The sequence below is a fragment of the Pseudokineococcus sp. 1T1Z-3 genome, assembly GCF_037482365.1.
Taxonomy (GTDB): domain Bacteria; phylum Actinomycetota; class Actinomycetes; order Actinomycetales; family Quadrisphaeraceae; genus Pseudokineococcus.
On record NZ_JBBHZF010000020.1, the window covers coordinates 1 to 16,185 of the forward strand.

The window sequence follows — 16,185 nt, forward strand, 5'->3', positions numbered from 1 at the left end:
AGGTGGTGCAGTCAGAGGTGGTGCAGTCAGAGGTGGTGCAGGAGGAAGCGGGCGACCTCGCGCTCCCAGCGGTCGGGGTCGGTGTTCCACTCCTTGGTGTGCTGGGCGCCGGCGAAGTCCCGGAAGGTCACGAGGTCCGGGCGTGCCTGGGCCAGCCGGCGCGAGGGACCGATGGGCACGAGGTCGTCGTCGGCGGCGTGCAGCAGGAGGACGGGCAGGCGCAGCTCGTCGGCCCGGACGACCCAGTCCAGGCGGGTGATGTCGATGGGCGCGCTAACCCCGAGCAGGGCGCGGGCCTGGCGCCCGGCGAGCATCGCGACGCCGAGACGGGTCGCCACCCGGGGCAGCCGGTGCTGGCGCGCGGCGTGCTCCAGGACGTCACGCCAGTCGACGACGGGTGAGTCCAGGACGAGGGCGCGCACGCGGTCGGCCGTCCACGAGCGCGTCGCGAGCTGCAGCACGATCGCACCGCCCATCGACCAGCCGACGAGGACGACCTCGCGGGCGCCCCGGTCGAGGGCGTGCAGGACGGCGGCCTCGACGTCGAGCCACTCGGTGTCCCCCAGGCCGTAGTGGCCGGCGGCGGCGGCCGGGGCGTCGGAGTCGTTGCGGTAGGCCGGGACCAGGCACGGCAGCCCGAGCCGGTGCAGCAGCGGGACCGCCCGCAGGCACTCCTCGCGGGTGGCCCCGCGACCGTGCACGAGGACCGCCCACGTGTCCTGGGCCTCTCCCCCGCTCGCCGGCACGAACCACGCGGGCATGCCGCCGAGCGGGGTGGGCACGAGGACGTCGTCGAAGGCGAGACCCAGCCCCGTGGCGGGGTCGCCGAGGTGGACGGCGCCGCTCCAGCGCGCCGGACCCGGCCGGATGCCACCGGGCGGCGCGGACAGCAGGGCACGGGTGACGACGCCGGGGCCCTCCTCCAGCACCTCCCCGACCTGGGCGCTGCGACGCCCGCCGTCCAGCACGAGGGCGTAACGCCCCTGCGCGCGCGTCTGCGGGTCGGCCGTCACGGTGACCGAGGGGGTCCCGGTCAGCGTCCCGTCGACGTCGGCGGCCAGCACGCGGACGTCGTCGGGCCGCTCGTGGACGGGGGTGATGACCCGGCGGACGAAGAAGGCCGCGAGCCCGGAGACGGCCGCCGCCGACAGCGACGTCGCGGCGACGGCCCCGGCTCCCGTCCACGCCGCGACCCGGGCCGCCGTACGGGCACGGCGACGCGCCACCGGCCCGACGGGCAGGTGGCTCCGCACGACGGAGGCGCCGCGCACGACCGCGGCGGCCGGTCCGCCCCCGCGGCCGGCGCGCGTCATGACCGGCCCCGGACGACGTCGACGGCTGCGCCGACCATCGGCAGCTGGAGGGGTACCCGGGCGGCGGTGAGCACCCGGCGGGCGCGCGAGGCCCGCGCCGAACGGTCGGCGGCCCGAGCCATCGCGAGGTTGCCGGGCCACACCGCCAGCAGCAGCGCCGTCGTCAGGACCCCACCCAGCCGTCGCGTCCGCGGGACGGCGAGCGCCGCGGCGCAGACGAGCTCGGCGACCCCCGACGCCAGCACCCACGGCCTCGGCGCCCCGAGCGAGCGCGGCACGACGACGTCGAAGACGCCGGGCCGGACGAGGTGCAGGGTGCCGGTCGCCGTGAGCGCCGCCGCCATCCGGAGAGCGGACGCCCGGACCCGCCCCTCACCCGACGTCCCGGCCACCTCGCCTGACGTCCCGGCCACCTCGCCCGCCTGGGGGCTGCGTCTCGACGCCATGGCGCCATCCTGCCCGCCGCCCGTCGCCCCGGACAGGCAGGATCCCTCCGTGACCCCGTCCCGAACCCGTCGCACCCCGAGCCGTGACGCTGACGGCGAGCGCGGCGGCGGAGGACCGGAGGGCGCGGGGCGCCTGCGCCTGCCGGTGCTGCCGCCCGTCGACCCGATGCTCGCGAAGGCCGCGCAGGAGGTGCCGGCCGCTGACTCGGCACCCGGCGGCCTGTGGTACGAGCCGAAGTGGGACGGCTTCCGCTGCATCGTCTTCTACGACGGCACGGCCGAGGGCGGGCCTGCCGTGGTGCTCGGCAGCCGGGGCGGGAAGCCCCTCACGCGGTACTTCCCCGAGGTGGTCGCCGAGCTCGTCGGCCAGCTGGGCGCGGCGCGCTGCGTCGTCGACGGCGAGCTCGTCGTCCGCAGCGGCGCGGAGGGGTCCGAGCGGCTGGACTGGGACGCGCTGTCCCAGCGCATCCACCCGGCCGCCTCCCGGGTCGCGATGCTCGCGCAGACGACGCCGGCCTCCTTCGTCGCCTTCGACCTGCTCGCCGAGGGCGAGGACGACCTGACCGGCCGGCCCGCGCGCGTGCGGCGCGAGCGGCTCGAGCAGGTCTGGTCGCACGTCCGCGCACCACTGCACCTGACCCAACGCACGGACGACGCCGACCTCGCCCGGCGCTGGCTCGCCGACTTCGAGGGCGCGGGGCTCGACGGCGTCCTCGCCAAGCCGGCGGACGCGGTGTACGAGCCGGGACGGCGGACGCTCACGAAGGTCAAGCACGCCCGGACGGCGGAGGTCGTCGTCGTCGGGTACCGGGTGCACAAGAGCGGTCAGGGCGTCGGCTCGTTGCTGCTCGGGCTCCGCCCGCCCGAGGGCGAGGGCTTCGCCCAGGTCGGCGGCGCGTCCGCCTTCACCGCCGCGCGGCGGCGAGAGCTCGTCGAAGAGCTCGAGCCCCACCTCGAGCGGGACGCGGCCGGCGAACCCGTGCGCGGCGAGGGCGAGCGGAACCGCTTCTCCGCCAGCCGGGACGGCGGCTTCGTCGTCGTGCGGCCCGAGCTGGTCTGCGAGGTCGGCTACGACCAGCTGGAGAACGGGCGCTTCCGGCACGTCGTGCGCTTCCTGCGGTGGCGGCCCGACCGGGACCCGATGTCCTGCACCACCGAGCAGATCGAGGTGCCGGCCGCGTACGACCTCGCCGAGGTGCTCTCCTCGCCCTGACGCGGGCATCGGTAGCCTTCGCCCGTGCCCGACGAGACGCCCACCGACGCCGCGACCGACGCCTCGACCGAGCTGGGCTCGGGCGACGCGCCCGACGTCGTCCTCCTGCTCACCGAGGAGGCCCTCGACGACGGCGACGCCGCGCGCATCACCGCGCTGCACCAGGAGACCGGCGGCCTCCCCGGGTACTGGGTGCTCGTGCCCGCCGACACCCAGCGCACCCTGCTCGTCGACGTCGTCGACCACCTCAGCCTGTTCGAGCTCCGCGAGGCGCTGGAGGTCGTCCGCGAGGGCCAGCCGGACGAGCGGGAGGCGCGCGCCGAGGCCGGCACCGCGCTGCAGAGGTCGTTGGACGCGCTGCAGGGGGCCGGCGCCAGCGCGCAGGGCGAGGTCGTGGCGGACGACCCGCTGCCCGCGCTGGAGCAGGCGGTGGCCGCCGGCGGGGTCCGAGAGGTCGTCGTCGTCACGCGGCCGCACGCCGTGGAGGACACCTTCCACCGCGACTGGGCCTCCCGGGCCCGCGACGCCCTCGGCGTCCCGGTGCTGCACGTCTACGCCGGGACCGCCCACCTGGGCTGAGGGGCTCAGGCCGGCAGGCGGGGCGCCGCCGGGCGGCCGGCCCGGGCGTGGCCCTGCGCCGGTCCGCGCCCGGCACTACCGTCCTGCCATGACGGAGATCGACGCTGAGGCCCTCGACCGCATGCAGCGCACCCTCCAGGGAGTCCTGGCCGACCTGCGGTACCTGGAGGGTCGCCCGCCCTCGGAGGTGCGCGAGGTGCTGAGGGGGGCCGTCGCCGAGGCCGGGCTGCCCGACCAGTCGGAGTCCTGGGTGCGCGACTGCTCCGCCGAGCTGTCCGCCGGCCGCGTCGTCGTCATCGGGCCCAAGGAGATCCCCGAGGAGGTCCAGCACCTGGAGCCCGACCCCGACCAGCACGCCTCGGGCTGACGGCCCGGGTGGCTGCGCGCGAGGCCCCGCGAAGGCGCCCGCCTCGACCCGCGGACGCTGACGGGGCGGGTCAGGTCTCGTCCGGGCCCTCGGGGTCGTCCTGGTCGTCCCAGTAGCCCGAGCGGGCCTGGTCGCTGCCGTCGGCGTCCGCGGCGTCGGCGCTGGCGAGATGGATGCCCTGGCGCCACGCGTCGACGGGCTCGTCGTCGCCCGCCGCGGTGGTGGCGGCCGGCTCGCGGGCGGGCGTGCCGGGGCTGGCCTCGGAGGGGACCGCGAGGGTCGGCCCGCCCTCACCGCTCTCGTCCCCGGTGTGATCAGCGGGTGCGGGACGCTCCATGAGGGCCAGCATGGACCACCGCCCGGGTTCGCCGGGCGGCGGTCCTGCGGAACGCACGGGCGGGTGGCCGTGTTGTGCCCCGTGCCTTGACCACACCAGGAGGCGCGCGCCGTCCTCCGCAGCACCGCACCCGACCCGAGGGGAAGACCATGAGCACCTCGCAGCCCACCAGCAGCGCCGCGTCGCAGGAGCAGACCGGACGCCGTCAGAGCGTCGGGGCACCGCCGGAGCCGGTGCGCCGCAGCGACGCCGAGTGGCGCGAGCAGCTCACCCCGCAGGAGTACGCGGTCCTGCGAGGCGGTGGCACCGAGCGGCCCTTCACCGGCGAGTACACCGAGGAGAAGAGCGTCGGCGTCTACCGATGCCGGGCGTGCCAGGCCGAGCTGTTCCGCTCGGAGACCAAATTCGACTCCCACTGCGGCTGGCCGTCCTTCTACGCGCCGCTGGCCGAGGACCGGATGCGCTACATCCGCGACGACTCCCTAGGCATGGTCCGCACCGAGGTCCGGTGCGGGACGTGCGACTCCCACCTCGGTCACGTCTTCGACGGCGAGGGCTACGGCACGCCGACGGACCAGCGGTACTGCATCAACTCGATCTCGTTGACGCTGCAGCCGGCGCGCGGCTGACGGCGCGCGAGGGACGGGAGAGCCCGTGAGCGCCCGCCGTGCCGAGGCCGTCCGCCCCGGCGACGAGGGCGTGCCCGCCCGCACGCCCGCGTCGCCGCCGGGCACCCCGGCCGACCCGGCGGGGATCCGCCGGTCTGCGGGGCGTGACCTGGACGCGGCGACCCTGCACGCCGTCCTGCGGCTGCGCTCGGACGTCTTCGTCGTCGAGCAGGCCTGCCCCTACCCCGACGTGGACGGGCAGGACCTCGCGCCCGGCACCGAGCACGTGTGGCACGTCGGCGACGGCGCCGTGCGGCCGGGCGAGCTCGTCGCCGTCGCCGCAGCGCTCCGGGTGCTGCGCGAGCCCGGGGGCTCGGCCGCGCCGCGACGGGTGGGCCGCGTGGTCACTGCCGCGACCGCCCGCGGCCAGGGGCTGTCCTCGGTCCTCATGACCGACGTCGTCGAGCGCCACGGCCACGTCGACCTCGTCCTCGACGCCCAGGCGCACCTGGAGCACTGGTACGCCCGCTTCGGCCTCGAGCGGGTCGGCGAGGAGTACCTCGAGGACGGCATCCCGCACGTGCCGATGCGCCGCCGGGGACGACCCGGCTGAGCCCCGCGGACGACGGTGGCCTCCACCGCGAGCCGGTGACGACCCCGCCGGTCCGTCGTCAGGGCAGGCGGTCGACCGCCTGGGCCGCCGTCACGCGCGCGCCGGTGTAGAAGGGCAGCTCCTCGCGGACGTGGCGGCGGGCCTCGGTCGCCCGCAGCTCGCGCATGAGGTCGACGATGCGGTGCAGCTCGTCGGCCTCGAAGGCGAGCAGCCACTCGTAGTCGCCGAGGGCGAAGGCGCTGACCGTGTTGGCCCGCACGTCGGGGTAGGGCATGGCCGCCATGCCGTGGTCGCGCAGCATCGTGCGGCGGTCGGCGTCGTCCAGCAGGTACCAGTCGTAGGAGCGCACGAAGGGGTAGACGCACAGGTAGCCCTTGGGCTCCTCCCCCGACATGAAGGCCGGCACGTGGCCCTTGTTGAACTCGGCCGGGCGGTGCAGGCCCACCGACGACCAGACCGGCTCGAGCACCTGGCCGACGACGGACTGGCGCAGGCGCTGGTAGGCGTCCTGCAGGGCCTCCACCGACGCGGCGTGCCACCAGACCATGAGGTCGGCGTCGGCCCGCAGCCCGCTGACGTCGTACAGCCCGCGGACGGTGACGTCGTCGTCCTCGGCGAGCAGCCGCTCCAGCTCCTCCGCCGCGGCCTCGCGGTCGGCGCCCAGACGGCGGGCAGACCGGTACACCGACCACATCGTGTACCGGATCGTCTCGTTGATCTGGGCCGGCGTCGGGGCCGGGCCATCGGTCGTCGGGCGCTCGGACGCGGTGCTCGTGTCGCTCACGGGGGCATCCTCCCAGGCGCTGCGGGCGCCTCCACCGGGGCGGCGGGGCCACCGCGGTGCGCGCCGGCCAGCACCTCGCGGGCGGCGGCCCGCCCCCGGCCGACGCACGCGGGCACGCCGACGCCGTCGTAGGCGGAACCGGCGAGCGCGAGGCCCTGGACCCCGGCGACGGCCGCGTGCACCTGGTCGAGGAGGTCGAGGTGGCCGACGTCGTACTGCGGCAACCCCTGCCACCACCGGTCGACCCGTCCCGCGAGCACCGGCAGCGCCTCGCCGCCGAGCAGGGCACCGAGCTCGTCCGCGGCGGTGCGCAGGAGGTCGGCGTCCTCGCGCTCCAGCACCTCCTCCTCCCCCGCGCGGCCGGCCGAGACGCGCAGCACGGCGGGCGGGTCCCCGTCGGCGTGCGCCCCGTCACCCAGCGCCCGGCTGGCCTCGGCGAGCCAGCCCCACTTGAGGCTGGAGAACGTCGACGCCTTGACCGTCCGCCCGTCGACGGGCGGCACCAGCAGCCCCGACCGGCCGACCCCCGCGAGCACCCGGCCGGGGACCACCACCGTGGCGAGCGCGCTGCTCGCCGTCCGCACGCGCGCGAGCGCCCGCGCGGCGGCGGGGACGACGCCGGTGAGCAGCCGCGCCGCCGCGGGCGCGGGCAGCGCGACGACGACGGCCCGGGCGCGCAGGTCTGCCTCGGCCGTCGAGACGAGCCACCCGCCGCGCTCTGCCGCGTCGAGGTCACCCGCCGTGGGCGGAGGCAAGGGGCGCAGGGCGGTCACCGGTGCGCGCAGGCGGATCTCGACGCCCTCGCGACCCAGCCGGGTCGCGAGCTCCTCGGCCAGCCGGGCGACGCCGCCCCGCAGCCCGGCGAAGACCGGCCCGGCCGCGGGCGCCCCGGCCGTGGTGGGCGCGCCCGCCGCCGTCGCGCCGGGAGCCTGCGGCCCGGCCCCGCCGGGGCTCCCCGCACGCAGCAGGGGCTCGCCGCGGACGGCGAGGTCCCACAGCGCGGGGACGGTCGCCCGCGCCGAGAGGTGCCACGCGCTGCCGGCGTAGACGCCGCCGAGCAGCGGCTCGACGAGCCGGTCGACGACGGCGCGGCCCACCCGGCCGGCGACGAGGGCACCCACCGCGACGTCGGCGGCGCCCCCGGGCAGGGGCTCGACCCGCTCGTCCTGCACCCGAGCCACCTCGGTCGGCGTCAGCAGGCCCTCCAGGGCGGCGCTGCTGCGGGGGGCGCCCATCACCGTCCCGGGCGGGAGGGCGTGCAGGCGCCCGCGGGTCGCCACCGCGGCGGGCACCGGCTCGGGGTGGACCACCTGGTCCGCCAGGCCCAGCTCGGCGAGCAGCGTCAGCGCCTCCCGGCGGCGCGCGAGCAGCGACTCCGGCCCCAGGTCGACCACCAGCGGGCGGCGGGCGCCGGGGACCTCCAGCTCGCCGCGCGCCATGACGCCGCCGACGCGCTCGGTGGCCTCCAGGACCACGACGGGCACGCCGGCCCGGGAGGCCTCCCAGGCGGCGGCGAGGCCGCTGATGCCGGCCCCGACCACGACGAGCGGGGCGCTCCCGCCCGGGCCGGCTCCGGTCGCCGCCTCCCCCGCCGGCGTCGGCGCCGTGCCCGGCGGACCGACCGCTGCCCCGCTCACGCGGAGGCGGCGGTGCTCTCGTGCACGAGGTCGACGACGCGGTGCAGGGCGTCCGGGTCGGTCGTCGGCAGGACGCCGTGGCCGAGGTTCATGACGTGCCCGTGCGCGGTGCGGCCGCGGGCGAGGACGTCGAGCGTCCGTTCCCGCACCACCTCGGGAGGCGCGAAGAGCAGGGCCGGGTCGAGGTTGCCCTGCAGCGCGACGGGCCGCCCGACCCGTGCGGCGGCCTCGTCGAGCGGGGTCCGGAAGTCGACGCCGACGACCTCGGGGCCGGCCTCGGCCATGGCGCCGAGCAGCTCCCCGGTCTGGGTGCCGAAGTGGATGCGGGGCACGCCGAGGTCCGCGACGCCGTCGAGCACGGCCCGTGAGTGCGGCAGGACGTAGCGGCGGTAGTCCACGAGCGGCAGCGCCCCCACCCAGGAGTCGAAGAGCTGCACGGCCTGCGCACCGGCCTGGACCTGCACGCGCAGGAAGGTCGTGGTCAGGGCGGCGAGCCGACGCATGAGCGCGTCCCACAGCCCCGGGTCGCCGTACATCAGCGCCTTCGTCCGCTCGTGGTGGCGGCTGGGGCCACCCTCGACGAGGTAGCTGGCGAGGGTGAAGGGCGCCCCCGCGAAGCCCAGCAGCGGGACCTCGCCGAGCTCGGGCACGAGCTGGCGCACGGCCTCGGCGACGAAGCCGACCTGCGCCGGGTCGAGCTCGGGCAGCGCCTCGACGTCGGCCGCGGCGCGCACGGGCGAGCCGACGACGGGCCCGGTGCCGGGGACGATGTCGACGTCGACCCCGGCCGCCGCCAGCGGCACCACGATGTCGCTGTAGAGGACGGCGGCGTCCACGCCGTAGCGACGCACGGGCTGGAGCGTGATCTCGGTGACGAGGTCCGGCGTGCGGCAGGCCTCCAGCATGGCGACGCCCTCGCGCACCGCCAGGTACTCCGGCAGCGAGCGGCCCGCCTGGCGCATGAACCACACCGGCGTGTGCGCGCCGCGCCGGCCGTTCGCCGCCGCGCAGAAGGGGCCCTCGCCGGGCAGCGCCGGGGGCAGGTCGACCGGCACGAGCTCCTCGACCGGCGTCGTCCCCGACGGCTGGCCCCCGCGGGGGCCGCCGCCCGAGGGCGGCTCGCCCGTCGACCCCGACGTCGGTGCGGCTGGTGTCGTCGTCGCGCGGGGCACGCCCGATGGTCCCACGGCCCGGTCGGGGGCCTGCCCGGCGTGGCGGGTGCGCTCCTCCCCGCGGCCGGCGCGGGGCCACCTAGCCTGCCGGTCGTGGACGGGCACGAGGGCACGGGCGGGCGGCGCGGCCTGCCCCCGCGCGGCGCCGCGCCCGGGCGCCCCCGGCCCGTCGGCCAGGGTGCCTCGGTGCCCGAGCGACTCGGGGCGGGCCTGCAGTCCGCGCGCGTGCGCCCCGAGGTGCACCTCGCCGAGGTCCCGGCCCCCTCGCGCGTCGCGCCCTTCGCGGTCGCGCTGTCGGCCGACGTCGCCCGCGCCGGGGACGACGAGGACCTCGCCACGGGCCGCTTCGTCCTGCTGCACGACCCCGCCGGCCAGGAGGCCTGGGAGGGCGACCTGCGCGTCGTCACCTTCGCCCGCGCCGAGCTGGACCCCGAGACCGGCAGCGACCCGGTGCTGGGCGACGTCGGCTGGTCCTGGTTCCTGGACGCGCTGGAGGAGGGGGGCGTCCAGCACGTCGCGGCCGGCGGCACGGTCACCCGCGTCCTCTCCGACAGCTACGGCAGCCTGGCCGAGCGGCCCTCCTCGGTCGAGCTGGAGGTACGGGCGTCGTGGACCCCGCTCGGCGGTCCGGACGCCGTCGGCGAGCACCTGCGGGCCTGGGCCGACCACCTCCTCTGCACCGTCGCGGGCCTGCCCCCGCTGCCGGCGGGCGTGAGCGCCCTGCGCCCGTCCTCGCGCTGAGCCGCGCGCAGCTCCACCGGGTCCACCGAGGCCACCGGGTCCACCGAGGCCACCGGGTCCGCCGCAGCCGGCACCGCCCCGTCGCTGCCTGCCGGTCGGCCGCCGGTCACCTGCCCCGCCGTGGTCGCCGCGTCCCGAGCCCTTGTCCCACATCGCCAGAGCGGTGGGGAGGTCCGCGAGCCGGCGTCACCCGTCCGGCCGATCCCGCACCGGCTCAAGTGATCTCGGGCACCTGCCGATGGACTCCCTGACGGCGCCCACGGAAGGGCGCCACCCGAAGGGAGCTCCCGTGCCTGCTGTCCTGCCGCCCCCGGTGCCGCGAGCCGCACACGGCCACGCCGCCGTCCCCGGTGTCGCCCGCATCCCCAGCCAGCACGCCCGCACGCAGCAGCAGACGGCGGCCGGCCGCGGCACCGCCCTGGTCGCCCTGTCCTCCCCGTCGCTGCGCCGGGCCGCCGTCCGCGTCCTGCGGGCGCTGGGTGCCCGTGAGGTGCTCGCCGCCCCCGACGCCGCCGCCGCCTGGAGCCTCGCGACCCGCCGCTCCGGAGCGGTCGCCGTCGTGCAGCCGTCCTTCGGCGGTGGCACCGGCCTCGGCCTCGTCCGTGACTCCTCGGTCGGCGGCTGGGGCACCACCGTCGTCGTCGACCACCACCGCGAGGGCGCCGACGCCGCCGCCGCCGCCGGGGCCGCGCTGGCCGCCGGCACCCGCTGCTACCTCGTCGTCGACCCCGCCGACGAGGAGGGCGCCGCGCCCCGCTCTCCCCGTCACGCCGACGCCATCGCCCCGACCGGTGCCTGGCAGGAGCTGTCGGAGCGGGAGGTCCAGGTCATCGCCCTCGTCGCCGACGGTCGCTCCAACCGCGACGTCGGCGAGGCCCTCGGCCTGTCCGCCCTCACGGTCAAGAGCCACCTGGCGCGCATCGCGCGCAAGCTGCGCACGGGCGACCGCGCCGAGATGGTCGCCATCGCGCTGCGCGCCGGCCTCGTCAGCTGAGGACCACCAGCCCCCACCGCACCCAGAGCTCCTCACCGCCCCCCAGCCCCCCCGCCGCGCCGGCCGCCCCGGCGCGGCGGGGTGCCCACCCCTGCCTCGCGGCTCTGCCTCTCCTCCCTGCCTCCCCGCTTTGCCTTCCCGCCCTGCCTCCCCGCCCTGCCTCCCCTCCCTGCCTCCCGGCCCTGGCGGCCGACAGGCCTACGGTGAGGCCATGACCGCCAGCGCCGACGGGCTCGACGCCACGAGAGCCCCTGCCGCAGCGCCCGAGCAGACCGGGGACGGCTCCGCCGCGCCCGGGCTCACCCCGCCGGCGGCCCCGGAGGAGCCCGAGCCCCTGCCGGTGCTCACCGAGCCGGCGGACGGCGTACCTGACGTCGTCGACACCCCCGGGGCGCTGGCCGACGCGGCCCGGCGCCTGGCCGCCGGCACCGGGCCCGTCGCCGTGGACGCCGAGCGCGCGTCGGGCTACCGCTACGGCCAGCGGGCCTTCCTCGTGCAGCTGCGACGCGAGGGCACCGGCACGCTCCTGGTCGACCCCGAGGCCCTCGGCGACCTCTCGGTGCTCGCCGCGGCCCTCGGGGACGCCGAGTGGGTGCTGCACGCCGCGTCCCAGGACCTGCCGTGCCTCGCCGACGTCGGGCTGCGACCTGGCGGCGCGCTCGTCGACACCGAGCTCGGCGCCCGCCTCGCCGGCTTCCCGCGCGTCGGCCTCGCCGCCGTCCTGCAGCGCCTGCTCGGCGTCGACCTGGCCAAGGAGCACTCGGCCGTCGACTGGTCCACCCGCCCCCTGCCGGAGCCATGGCTGCGCTACGCCGCCCTCGACGTCGAGCTGCTGCTGCCGCTGCGCGACGCCCTGCTCGCCGAGCTCGACCGCCAGGGCAAGGGCGAGTGGGCGGCGCAGGAGTTCACCGCCGTCCGCGACGCCCCGCCCCCGGCGCCCCGGGTCGACCCGTGGCGGCGCACGTCGGGCCTGCACGCCGTCCGCAGCCGCCGACAGCTCGCCGTCGTCCGGGAGCTGTGGGAGGAGCGCGAGCGGCTCGCCCGACGCCGCGACGTCGCCCCGGGCCGGGTGCTGCCCGACCGCGCCGTCGTCGCGGCCGCGAGCGCGATGCCGACGACCGTCGCGGCGCTCACGGCGCTGCCGGTCTTCTCCGGGCCGGCGAACCGGCGACGCGCCGCCCAGTGGCTGGAAGCCGTCCACCGGGGCCAGGCCGTGCCCGAGGACCAGCTGCCCCGCTCCGCGACGCCCAGCACGGGGCCGCCTCCACCGCGGACGTGGAAGGACCGCGAGCCCGCTGCCGCCGCGCGTCTCGCGGCCGCGCGCGACGTGCTCGCCGCCGCCGCCGTCGAGCACGACCTGCCGGTGGAGAACCTGCTGCTGCCGGACCTGCTGCGTCGCACCTGCTGGGAGCCGCCGACGCCGCTGGACGCGACGTCGCTCGCCGACGCCCTGCACGCCGGCGGGGCCAGGGCGTGGCAGGTCGACCTGCTGGTGCAGCCGCTGGCCTCGGCCCTGGCCGGCGCCGGCGCTCCGGCGGCGGCAGCGAGCGGCTGATCCCCCACGACGGCCTAGGCTGACGCCCGTGGCCGACGACGACCTGGACCTGCGGTGGGAGCCTGCCCCTCCGCGGCGCAGGCCGCGCCTGCGGCTGGTCCTGCGGTCGGTCCCGGTCCTGCTCGGCGGTCTGCTGCTGCTCCTGGCCGGCGACCTCGCCGCGCCGACGTGGGGGTCGACCCTGCCGGTCTGGTCCCTCGCGGCCGGCCTGCTCGCGGTCGGAGCCGCCGGTCTCGTCCACGAGCTCCTGCTACGCCCGGGGGGCGCTGCCCCTGCACCGCCGGGTGGCGCGCTCCCCCACCAGCGCGGCCCCCACGAGCCCGGACCCCGTCAGCGAGGCGGAGCGCGCTGACCCCACGGGCGTGACATCGGTCGGGCGGCCAGCGCGGCACCTCTCAGGGTAGGCTAACCTCTCGCTGCTCGCCCCGAGTCCGGGGCGCTCCAGCAAGGAGCCGGCGTGACCGCCAACCTGCTCATCGGCCTGCGCGAGGGCCTCGAGGCCTCGCTCGTCGTCGGCCTCCTCGTCGCCGCCCTCGTGCGGGCCGGCCGTCGTGACGCCCTCCCGGCCGTGGCCGCCGGAGTCGCCCTCGCCGTGCTCGCGAGCATCGGCCTCGGCGCCGTGCTGGAGCTGACCTCCCGCGACATGACCTTCCGGCAGCAGGAGCTCTTCGGCGGCTCCTTGTCCATCGTGTCCGTGGGGCTCGTCACGTGGATGGTGCTGTGGATGCGCCGGGTCGCCCGAGACCTGCGGACCGACCTCGGCGCCCGCGTCGACGCCGCCCTGACGCTCGGACCGCTCGCCGTGGGCGTCGTCGCCCTGCTCGCCGTCGGCCGCGAGGGGCTGGAGACGGCGCTCTTCCTGTGGGCCGCCGCCCGCGCGACCGGCTCCAGCGCCGGGCCCCTGGCCGGTGCGGCCGTCGGCCTGGCCCTCGCCGTGGTCCTCGGGTACCTCGTCTACCGGGGCGCGCTGCGGCTGGACCTGCGGCGCTTCTTCACCTGGTCCGGCGCCGCGCTCGTCGTCGTCGCCGGCGGCGTGCTGGCCTACGGCGTCCACGACCTGCAGGAGGCCGGGGTCCTGCCCGGGCTCACGACGCTGGCCTTCGACGTCAGCGCCGCCGTGCCCCCGGCCAGCTGGTACGGCGCCCTGCTCAAGGGCACGGTCGGCTTCACGCCCGCGACGACGGTGCTGCAAGCCGTCGCGTGGGTGCTCTACGTCGTGCCGATGCTCCTCGTGGTCCTGCGCCCGGCCGGCACCCGCCGTACCCAGCCGGCGCTGCAGGACGCCCCGGCGGCCTGACACCCCTGCCCGTCGACCACCTGCCCGTCGACCACCTGCCCGTCGACCGCTGCCCGACCCGACCCGACCGCTCCCCGGAGACTCCATGACTCCTGCCCGCCCCGTCCCGGCCGCCGCCCTCGTCGCGCTCGGCCTCCTCCTGCCGCTGTCGGCCTGCGCCACGGACGCCCCGGCGCCGGCCGAGGGCGCCGAGGCCGGGAGCACCGTCGTCGTCACCGCCTCCGACGACGCGTGCGAGGCCTCGCGCCTGGACCTCACCGCCGGCATCAGCACCTTCGAGGTCACCAACGCCGGCAGCCAGGTCACCGAGGTCTACGTCTACGACGGCGACCGCATCGTCACGGAGAAGGAGGACATCGGGCCGGGGACCAGCTACGAGCTGACGGTCGACCTCGCCGAGGGCAGCTACCAGCTGGCGTGCAAGCCCGGCATGGTCGGCGACGGCATCCGCCAGGACCTCGTCGTCGCGGCGTCGGCGCAGGCCGAGGAGGTCGACCCGCTCGCCGAGCAGGCGGTGGCCGACTACCGCGCCTACGTGCAGGAGCAGGCGGACGCGGCCGTGCCGCTCGTGACCGGGCTCGCCGACGCCGTCCGGGCCGGTGACGCCGAGCGGGCCCGGGAGCTGTACGCGCCGTCCCGGGTGCCGTGGGAGCGCATCGAGCCGGTGGCCGAGTCCTTCGGCGACCTCGACCCCCGCATGGACGCCCGCGAGGCCGACCTGGCCCCCGGCGAGGACTTCACGGGCTGGCACCGCCTGGAGAAGGCGCTGTGGACGGGTGAGGAGCTGGCCCCGGTGGCGGACGTCGCCGACCAGCTCGTCGCAGACGTCACCGAGCTGGCCGGGCGGGTGCCCGAGGCACCGCTGACGCCGACGTCCATCGGCAACGGCGCGAAGGAGCTGCTCGACGAGGTGGCCACCGGGAAGATCACCGGTGAGGAGGAGGCCTTCTCCCACACCGACCTCGTCGACGTCGAGGCCAACGTCGACGGCGCGCAGGAGGCGCTGGAGGCGCTGCGACCGCTCGTGGGACGCAGCGACCCCGAGCTGCTCGCCGAGCTCGACGCCCGCTTCGCCGACCTCTGGGAGGCCCTGGAGCCCTACCGCGACGGCGACGGCTGGGTCTCCTACGACACCCTCGACGAGGCCCAGCGCCGCGACCTCAGCCGCGCCGTCGACGGTGTCGCCGAGCCCCTCTCGGGCCTCGCGGCGGCCGCGTCGCGGTGAGCGCACCGGTCGCCGGCGACGGCCCTTCGCGCCCTGGCCCCTCGCGCCGCCGGCTCCTCACGGGTCTCGGCGTGGCCGGGGCGGCCCTGGCCGGGGCCGGGGCGACCGCGGGGCTCACGGCGGCCACGAGCCCGGCCGCGGGAACCGTCCTCGGGCGGGCCCGCTCGGCCACGGTGGCCTTCGAGGGCGCGCACCAGGCCGGGATCACGACGCCGGTCCAGGCGCACCTGCACCTGGCGGCGCTCGACGTCACGACCGACCGGCGCGAGGACCTGGCCGACCTGCTCGCCCGCTGGAGCGAGGCCGCGCGGGCGCTGACGAGCGGCCGGGACGTCGGCGAGGGTGGCGCGGTCGACGGCGACCCGCTCGCCCCACCGGCGGACACCGGTGAGGCGCACGACCTCACGGCGGCACGGCTGACGCTGACGGTCGGCGTCGGGCCGTCCCTCTTCGACGACCGCTTCGGCCTCGCGGGGCGCCGTCCCGCCGCGCTGACGGACCTGCCGGCCTTCGCCGGCGACGCCCTGGAGCCGGCCCGGTGCGGCGGGGACCTCGTCGTCCAGGCGTGCGCGGAGGACCCGCAGGTCGCCGTCCACGCCGTCCGCACCCTCGTGCGCCTGGCGGCGGGCACGGCCGCCGTCCGGTGGGCCCAGCTCGGCTTCGGCAAGGCGTCGAGCACCGACCCGTCGGAGCCGACGCCGCGCAACCTCTTCGGCTTCAAGGACGGCACGGCCAACCCCGACGCCCGCGACGAGGCCCTCATGGCCGAGCACGTGTGGGTCGCCGGCGGCGACGACCCGGCCGGCGACTGGCTCGTCGGCGGCAGCTACCTCGTGGCCCGGCGCGTCGAGATGCACGTCGAGACGTGGGACCGCGCCCCGCTCGCCGAGCAGGAGGCCGTCGTCGGCCGCACGAAGGGCGAGGGGGCCCCGCTGGGCGGTACCGGGGAGCACGACGTCCTCGACGCGGCCGCGCTCGCCCGGCTGCCGGCCGACTCCCACGTCTCCCTCTCCCACCCCAGCCGCTTCGGCGGGGCGCAGATGCTCCGCCGCGGCTACAGCTTCGTCGACGGCGCCGACGGGCTCGGCCACCTGTCGGCGGGACTGGTCTTCCTCGCCTACCAGCGCGACCCGCGGACGGCCTTCACCCCCGTGCAAGAGGCGCTCTCCCGCGCCGACGCGATGGGCGAGTACCTGCGGCACACCGGCTCCGGCGTGTGGGCCGTGCTGCCGGGCGTGACAGGAGCGGGCGACTGGTGGGGGCGGTCGCTGCTGGGCTGACCCGGCTCCCACAGCTCGCCACCC

At 77.8% G+C, this 16,185-nt stretch carries 17 protein-coding genes and 1 pseudogene; 12 read left to right on the forward strand and 6 right to left on the reverse strand.

What is annotated here, in order from left to right:
* Window positions 1-26: 26 nt before the first annotated feature.
* Both WDV86_RS07020 and WDV86_RS07025 read right to left on the reverse strand, forming a co-directional pair.
* Window positions 27-1,313, reverse strand: a complete 1,287-nt coding sequence (locus tag WDV86_RS07020; RefSeq protein WP_339566894.1) for an alpha/beta hydrolase — start codon at window positions 1,311-1,313, stop codon at window positions 27-29.
* Window positions 1,310-1,759 (reverse strand): DoxX family protein, encoded by a 450-nt coding sequence (locus WDV86_RS07025; protein WP_339566895.1) that lies wholly within the window; start codon window positions 1,757-1,759, stop codon window positions 1,310-1,312. Before WDV86_RS07025 ends, WDV86_RS07020 begins: the two co-directional genes overlap by 4 nt.
* A 133-nt stretch (window positions 1,760-1,892) precedes the next feature.
* Between WDV86_RS07025 and WDV86_RS07030 the strand changes: the two genes are divergently transcribed.
* The 3 genes from WDV86_RS07030 (at window position 1,893) to WDV86_RS07040 (ending at window position 3,918) form a co-directional block, all read left to right on the forward strand.
* Window positions 1,893-2,972, forward strand: a complete 1,080-nt coding sequence (locus tag WDV86_RS07030; RefSeq protein WP_445262977.1) for an ATP-dependent DNA ligase — start codon at window positions 1,893-1,895, stop codon at window positions 2,970-2,972.
* A 24-nt stretch (window positions 2,973-2,996) separates the two neighbouring features.
* The gene (locus WDV86_RS07035; protein ID WP_339566897.1) at window positions 2,997-3,551 is read left to right on the forward strand and encodes a hypothetical protein; all 555 of its coding nucleotides are present in this window, start codon (window positions 2,997-2,999) and stop codon (window positions 3,549-3,551) included.
* 88 nt (window positions 3,552-3,639) lie between these two features.
* Entirely contained in the window at window positions 3,640-3,918 is a 279-nt protein-coding gene (locus WDV86_RS07040) for a hypothetical protein (protein ID WP_339566898.1), read from the forward strand.
* Window positions 3,919-3,988: 70 nt separating this feature from the next.
* Here the strand turns inward: WDV86_RS07040 and WDV86_RS07045 are convergent, their stop codons facing one another.
* Window positions 3,989-4,255 carry a hypothetical protein gene (locus WDV86_RS07045; protein ID WP_339566899.1) on the reverse strand — a complete coding sequence of 89 codons (267 nt, stop codon included), beginning with the start codon at window positions 4,253-4,255 and terminating at the stop codon, window positions 3,989-3,991.
* Window positions 4,256-4,404: 149 nt separating this feature from the next.
* Between WDV86_RS07045 and msrB the strand changes: the two genes are divergently transcribed.
* Window positions 4,405-4,884, forward strand: coding sequence for a peptide-methionine (R)-S-oxide reductase MsrB (msrB, locus tag WDV86_RS07050; protein ID WP_339566900.1), 480 nt, complete (start codon window positions 4,405-4,407; stop codon window positions 4,882-4,884).
* Between the two features lie 25 nt (window positions 4,885-4,909).
* Window positions 4,910-5,476 carry a GNAT family N-acetyltransferase gene (locus WDV86_RS07055; protein ID WP_339566901.1) on the forward strand — a complete coding sequence of 189 codons (567 nt, stop codon included), beginning with the start codon at window positions 4,910-4,912 and terminating at the stop codon, window positions 5,474-5,476.
* Window positions 5,477-5,534: 58 nt separating this feature from the next.
* Here WDV86_RS07055 and hemQ read toward each other — a convergent pair whose 3' ends face one another.
* The 3 genes and pseudogenes from hemQ to hemE all read right to left on the reverse strand — a co-directional run.
* Window positions 5,535-6,194, reverse strand: a complete 660-nt coding sequence (hemQ, locus tag WDV86_RS07060) for a hydrogen peroxide-dependent heme synthase (RefSeq protein WP_445262978.1) — start codon at window positions 6,192-6,194, stop codon at window positions 5,535-5,537.
* Between the two features lie 62 nt (window positions 6,195-6,256).
* Window positions 6,257-7,897 (reverse strand): protoporphyrinogen oxidase, encoded by a 1,641-nt coding sequence (gene hemG / locus WDV86_RS07065; protein WP_339566903.1) that lies wholly within the window; start codon window positions 7,895-7,897, stop codon window positions 6,257-6,259.
* A pseudogene (gene hemE, locus WDV86_RS07070) lies at window positions 7,894-8,974 on the reverse strand (uroporphyrinogen decarboxylase); the annotation flags it as partial. The gene hemG and the pseudogene hemE, both read right to left, overlap by 4 nt.
* A 188-nt stretch (window positions 8,975-9,162) precedes the next feature.
* Between hemE and WDV86_RS07075 the strand changes: the two are divergent.
* From WDV86_RS07075 to efeB, 7 genes are all read left to right on the forward strand, one after another.
* Window positions 9,163-9,810: a DUF3000 domain-containing protein gene (locus tag WDV86_RS07075; RefSeq protein ID WP_339566905.1), complete on the forward strand. Its 648-nt coding sequence runs from the start codon at window positions 9,163-9,165 to the stop codon at window positions 9,808-9,810.
* Window positions 9,811-10,099: 289 nt separating this feature from the next.
* A complete protein-coding gene (locus WDV86_RS07080; RefSeq protein WP_339566906.1) occupies window positions 10,100-10,804 on the forward strand; it encodes a helix-turn-helix transcriptional regulator in 705 nt (234 codons plus the stop codon).
* A 211-nt stretch (window positions 10,805-11,015) separates the two neighbouring features.
* A complete protein-coding gene (locus WDV86_RS07085; protein WP_339566907.1) occupies window positions 11,016-12,359 on the forward strand; it encodes an HRDC domain-containing protein in 1,344 nt (447 codons plus the stop codon).
* Between the two features lie 28 nt (window positions 12,360-12,387).
* On the forward strand, window positions 12,388-12,711 hold the full coding sequence (locus WDV86_RS07090; RefSeq protein ID WP_339566908.1) for a hypothetical protein: 324 nt from the start codon (window positions 12,388-12,390) through the stop codon (window positions 12,709-12,711).
* Between the two features lie 105 nt (window positions 12,712-12,816).
* Window positions 12,817-13,656, forward strand: coding sequence for an iron uptake transporter permease EfeU (gene efeU / locus WDV86_RS07095; protein WP_339566909.1), 840 nt, complete (start codon window positions 12,817-12,819; stop codon window positions 13,654-13,656).
* Between the two features lie 85 nt (window positions 13,657-13,741).
* Window positions 13,742-14,881: an iron uptake system protein EfeO gene (efeO, locus tag WDV86_RS07100; protein WP_339566910.1), complete on the forward strand. Its 1,140-nt coding sequence runs from the start codon at window positions 13,742-13,744 to the stop codon at window positions 14,879-14,881.
* Window positions 14,878-16,161: an iron uptake transporter deferrochelatase/peroxidase subunit gene (gene efeB, locus WDV86_RS07105; RefSeq protein WP_339566911.1), complete on the forward strand. Its 1,284-nt coding sequence runs from the start codon at window positions 14,878-14,880 to the stop codon at window positions 16,159-16,161. Before efeO ends, efeB begins: the two co-directional genes overlap by 4 nt.
* Window positions 16,162-16,185: the final 24 nt, after the last annotated feature.

Excerpts from the sequence above, each read along its gene's own strand:
- WDV86_RS07045 (WP_339566899.1), bottom strand. The coding sequence starts at position 4,255 with ATGGAGCGTCCCGCACCCGCTGATCACACCGGGGACGAGAGCGGTGAG.
- msrB (WP_339566900.1), top strand. The coding sequence starts at position 4,405 with ATGAGCACCTCGCAGCCCACCAGCAGCGCCGCGTCGCAGGAGCAGACC.
- WDV86_RS07020 (WP_339566894.1), bottom strand. The coding sequence starts at position 1,313 with ATGACGCGCGCCGGCCGCGGGGGCGGACCGGCCGCCGCGGTCGTGCGC.
- WDV86_RS07040 (WP_339566898.1), top strand. The coding sequence starts at position 3,640 with ATGACGGAGATCGACGCTGAGGCCCTCGACCGCATGCAGCGCACCCTC.
- WDV86_RS07025 (WP_339566895.1), bottom strand. The coding sequence starts at position 1,759 with ATGGCGTCGAGACGCAGCCCCCAGGCGGGCGAGGTGGCCGGGACGTCA.
- efeO (WP_339566910.1), top strand. The coding sequence starts at position 13,742 with ATGACTCCTGCCCGCCCCGTCCCGGCCGCCGCCCTCGTCGCGCTCGGC.
- WDV86_RS07085 (WP_339566907.1), top strand. The coding sequence starts at position 11,016 with ATGACCGCCAGCGCCGACGGGCTCGACGCCACGAGAGCCCCTGCCGCA.